A 3,827-nucleotide genomic window follows, 5' to 3' on the forward strand; every position below is an offset into this window, starting at 1 on the left:
GGAAGCTGCTCGGACCTGACGCCGCGCACTCCACAGAGGCTCGTCCGCTCGCCTCAGAAGCGCGGCCTGACCGGACACGTCCTATATGACATCACGCCAAAATTTCTTGTTCCGGACTCGACCAACTTACGCCATTCCGGCGAGGCCCAAGAAATGTCAGCTCACGCCGTACCCGGTCATCGAAGGGCCAGACAGCGGTCGAGTAGGTACGCGCCCATTCAAGACGCTCAATCTGGAAAATGGCAAGCCCATCAGCGGTAAGTCCGCTTATGACTGGGGCTGGGTGTGGGTTCAACGGGTGGTGGCGACGCTTTAATCTCTTACGGAGGATGGAGTGTCGCGCTGAAGCGTCGTCGGATCTCCTCACATTGATCCCGCTAGAAACGGTGACGGCGAAACTCAGGCGAACGGACGCCGATTGCCAACCATCACCTTGCCAACCGCGGCAAATATCAGGCGGGAGCGAAGGGAGCAGAAAACTCGTCATTTGCGCGTAGGAAGGTCTTGAACTGGAAAAATTCCCTTCCTAAGTCCCACTCGCCGGGCGCCGCTGTTCGGGTCCGGTGGACATCGAGGGCGCCAGCTCTCCTGTACTGGCGCAACTCATGTCCAGATCGCTTCTTTGGAGGATTTGGAAATGAGAACTGCATTCGACTTTACGCCTTATCGGCGTTCGACGGTCGGCTTCGACCGCTTGTTCAACCTGCTCGAGGCAGGCGCACGCGATGAAGATGGCTATCCGCCCTTCGACATTCTGAAAGAAGGTGACGACAGCTATCGCATTACGCTGGCGGTTGCTGGCTTCCGCCCCGAGGACATCGAGGTGGTGGCTCAGCAGAACCTGCTCACCGTCACCGGTAAGCGTGCCGAAGACAACGATCAGGGCGAGTATCTGCATCGCGGCATTGCCACACGCGCATTCGAGCGGCGCTTCCAGCTTGCCGACTTCGTGGAAGCTGGCAATGCCCGTTTTGAGAACGGACTGCTGAGCATCTCGCTCAAGCGCGTTGTCCCCGAGGCAATGAAGCCGCGCCGGATCGAGATCAACGGTAGCAAAGCTGCCCCGGATCAGATCGAGGCGCCCAGGGATGAGGTCCGCGAAGCGGCCTGATCCGGGTTCAAAAGGTCTGCCGGCGCCGTTTCAAGCGGGCCGGCAGGCCGTGCCTCTTCCAGCCAGAAAAGGAGATGAGCATCATGGCTTTTCGTGATCTCATTCCCTGGAGCCGGCAGGAAAACCGGCTCCCCGTCCAGGTCAGCGCCGAGCGCGGCCGCGACAATGATACTCACCCATAGCTCTCGCTCCACCGCGAGATGAACCGGCCGTTCGACGACGTCTTCCGAGGCTTCGGTGTCGATACGCTGGCAAATGCCGTGAAGGTGACGTTGGTCCCAAGGGCCGAAACGTCGTCATCGACAAGAGCTTCGGCGCTCCCCGGATCACCAAGGACGGCGTCACCGTCGCCAAGGAAATCGAGCTTGCCGACAAGATCGAGAATATGGGCGCGCAGATGTTGCGCGAGGTGACGAACAAGCAGAACGACAAGGCGGGCGACGGCACTACCACCGCCACCGTGCTGGCCTAGGCGATCGTGCGCGAGGGCTCAAAGGCTGTCGCCGCCGGCATGACCATGCGCTCGCACGCACCAGTTAAACGTCTGTCACCAGGCCATTTGCTAATCCCAAAGCTGCGGCATGCTCTTCAGCCGCGCGGTGGTCGCTCCTCGACCCTGAGCAAGGGCAGCGATGCGGGACAGCGCGAAGTCACGATCGGCCTTGTCTCCGTGCTGGGCAAGATCGAGCAGACTGGAGGTGTCGCCGTTGGCCTCGAGCAGATCTCTGCTCCGCAGCCATTCGGTCATTTCTGGATTCGCTTCCATGTTATACCTCGCTGCTCCAGCCTCACCGCGAACGTCGAAGTGCGCCAATCGATCCCGGGCAGCCGGCAATGCTGAAGCGATGGGCGTGTGCACGGCGATGAGCACTGTCTGAACTGTGATGGGAGGTGCGCGCCTTGCACCGATGCTAGAAGCCTTCATCATGGGAGATGCAGGAGGAGGCGGTGCCCGTGTCTCCTGTCAATCTCCATCTCAGGTAGATCCTGGGGTGAAGCAGACCTCAACGGGCATTTCAGATCAGCGATCTTGATGGAAATGCAAATGCGCCAGCGCGGACATTTGGCGGGCGAACTTGAGATTGGAACGAATTCAGTTTCTGCGGCTTGAGCGCATCAGGTGTTCCTGCACCTGTGGCCCGGCATGCTCTCTCCCACCGGTATGCGGCCGGGCCACTTCGCCTTTTTACAGTGCGTATTCCCGGAGATGACATTGCCCAACCGCGACCAGGACACCATCACGCCAGCTGGCGGCCACGAAGGCGGAAAGCCGAACAACCTGCGTTACATCGTCGGCGGATTGATCATCATGTTTCTTCTGGCCATGGCGATCATGGGGCTCAGCACAAGGGTGTTGGAACGTCCTGGTCCAGATCAGGGAGCAACCGAGAAGGCACCCGCCGACTGATGCTGCGAAAAGGCCCGGCGCTCTGGAGAGGCCGGGCCAAGGTTCGGGTTACAGCAAACCCTCAGGTCGCGAGCGGACGATACAGGATTGCCGGTGGTCCGGAAATGAGAATATCTCATTCCCTCATGATCATAGCGCCGGGCAATTCATTCCGGCGATCCCCTAAGCAACGAGGTTCCGGAAAATGTTGCCAACAGCTCACCTAATGCGACGCCGCAAGCCGTGATGCTGGCATCGTAGCGCGCCGACACTGTAAGTCACGCCGCAGCACATAGCCCTAGACAAAGTAACATCCGTTGTTGTGCTATCGCGCTCGTCACGGTCATCAGAGTGAAGGCCGCCGAGAGGGGCAGCGCAATGATCCGCAGGATTTGGTGCCTATTCAACAGCCATTGTCACATAAAGCCGGAATGGGATGGCTCGCACTATGTCGGGAACTGCCGCCACTGCGGTGCTCGAATTAGCGGCTCGCATCGAAGAAATGGTGGCGTACCTCTCGCAGATAGGTACCGCATGAAAACTGTCCTCGAGCGGATCGTCCGCGCGCTCTGCAGCCAGAACGGCTTCCCGGAGAATACAATGTATCAGGGGCGGCCGATGTGGGAGGACTTCCTTCCCAAGGCGCGCGTGGCTCTGGCCGCGATCCTCTACCCCACCGAGGTAATGGGAGGCGGGAGGAGCCATCGGCGGCTTTTCCGACAGGTATGAAGGCCAGTTTTCCGAGAAGGCGTCCGAGGTCTGGAAAGCGATGGTTGAAGCGGGCCTCGCCGGACTGCCGTAGCCGCAGCTCGGGAACAAAGGTAAGCCGAAGAGTTTGAAAATCGGTCTTTAAATCATAGTCAGAGGAGATGATCGTGTTCCGCAAATCCGTCCAGCTCCATGACGGTCCCTGCCATGGAATGAGCGTGATCTGGGATGGCAGCAACGAGGTGCGGATGATTAAGTGCAGGCAAGGCTATGTGCCTTGGCCGAGCAAAGCGGGCCCACCGTTGATTGAAAGCGAGATCTACCGCCCTTCGGTCGATTCTCCATCCATCTTCGTTTGGGCGAAGGGAACTAGCTCAACTGCGGAGAATTGCTCAGCACCTTCTGGCTCCGAAAAGTTCTAAAGCCCAGCCTGACCATGGGTCACGGGCGCGGCGGCGGGAGGAAACCCGCCGCGCTCGCCCCGGCGGCCACCCCATTCCGCCGAGCTGCAAACGAATGATATTGATGGACCGGCCGCATATAGCGGCGCTGCGTTCACATGTGCGTTGATCCCCGCGCATTCATCGCTACCGAGCCGCCCGGGTGCGGCGGCTTGCAGGG

The 3,827-nt window shown here is 59.8% G+C and carries 4 protein-coding genes and 1 pseudogene; 4 read left to right on the top strand and 1 reads right to left on the bottom strand.

What is annotated here, in order from left to right:
• The first annotated feature begins 637 nt into the window (after positions 1 to 637).
• The gene (locus HWN72_RS21765; protein ID WP_211151330.1) at positions 638 to 1,111 is read left to right on the top strand and encodes an Hsp20 family protein; all 474 of its coding nucleotides are present in this window, start codon (positions 638 to 640) and stop codon (positions 1,109 to 1,111) included.
• Positions 1,112 to 1,311: 200 nt separating this feature from the next.
• Positions 1,312 to 1,580, top strand: a pseudogene (locus HWN72_RS21770) (TCP-1/cpn60 chaperonin family protein); the annotation flags it as partial.
• A 93-nt stretch (positions 1,581 to 1,673) separates the two neighbouring features.
• On the opposite strand, the gene HWN72_RS21775 reads toward HWN72_RS21770, so the two are convergent.
• Positions 1,674 to 1,859, bottom strand: coding sequence for a hypothetical protein (locus HWN72_RS21775; protein WP_156799952.1), 186 nt, complete (start codon positions 1,857 to 1,859; stop codon positions 1,674 to 1,676).
• A gap of 372 nt (positions 1,860 to 2,231) precedes the next feature.
• Between HWN72_RS21775 and HWN72_RS21780 the strand changes: the two genes are divergently transcribed.
• Positions 2,232 to 2,519: a hypothetical protein gene (locus tag HWN72_RS21780; RefSeq protein WP_036526658.1), complete on the top strand. Its 288-nt coding sequence runs from the start codon at positions 2,232 to 2,234 to the stop codon at positions 2,517 to 2,519.
• A 513-nt stretch (positions 2,520 to 3,032) separates the two neighbouring features.
• On the top strand, positions 3,033 to 3,227 hold the full coding sequence (locus HWN72_RS21785) for a hypothetical protein (protein ID WP_008831856.1): 195 nt from the start codon (positions 3,033 to 3,035) through the stop codon (positions 3,225 to 3,227).
• Positions 3,228 to 3,827: the final 600 nt, after the last annotated feature.

This window comes from Novosphingobium sp. HR1a (assembly GCF_015594425.1).
GTDB classification, from domain to species: domain Bacteria; phylum Pseudomonadota; class Alphaproteobacteria; order Sphingomonadales; family Sphingomonadaceae; genus Novosphingobium; species Novosphingobium resinovorum_A.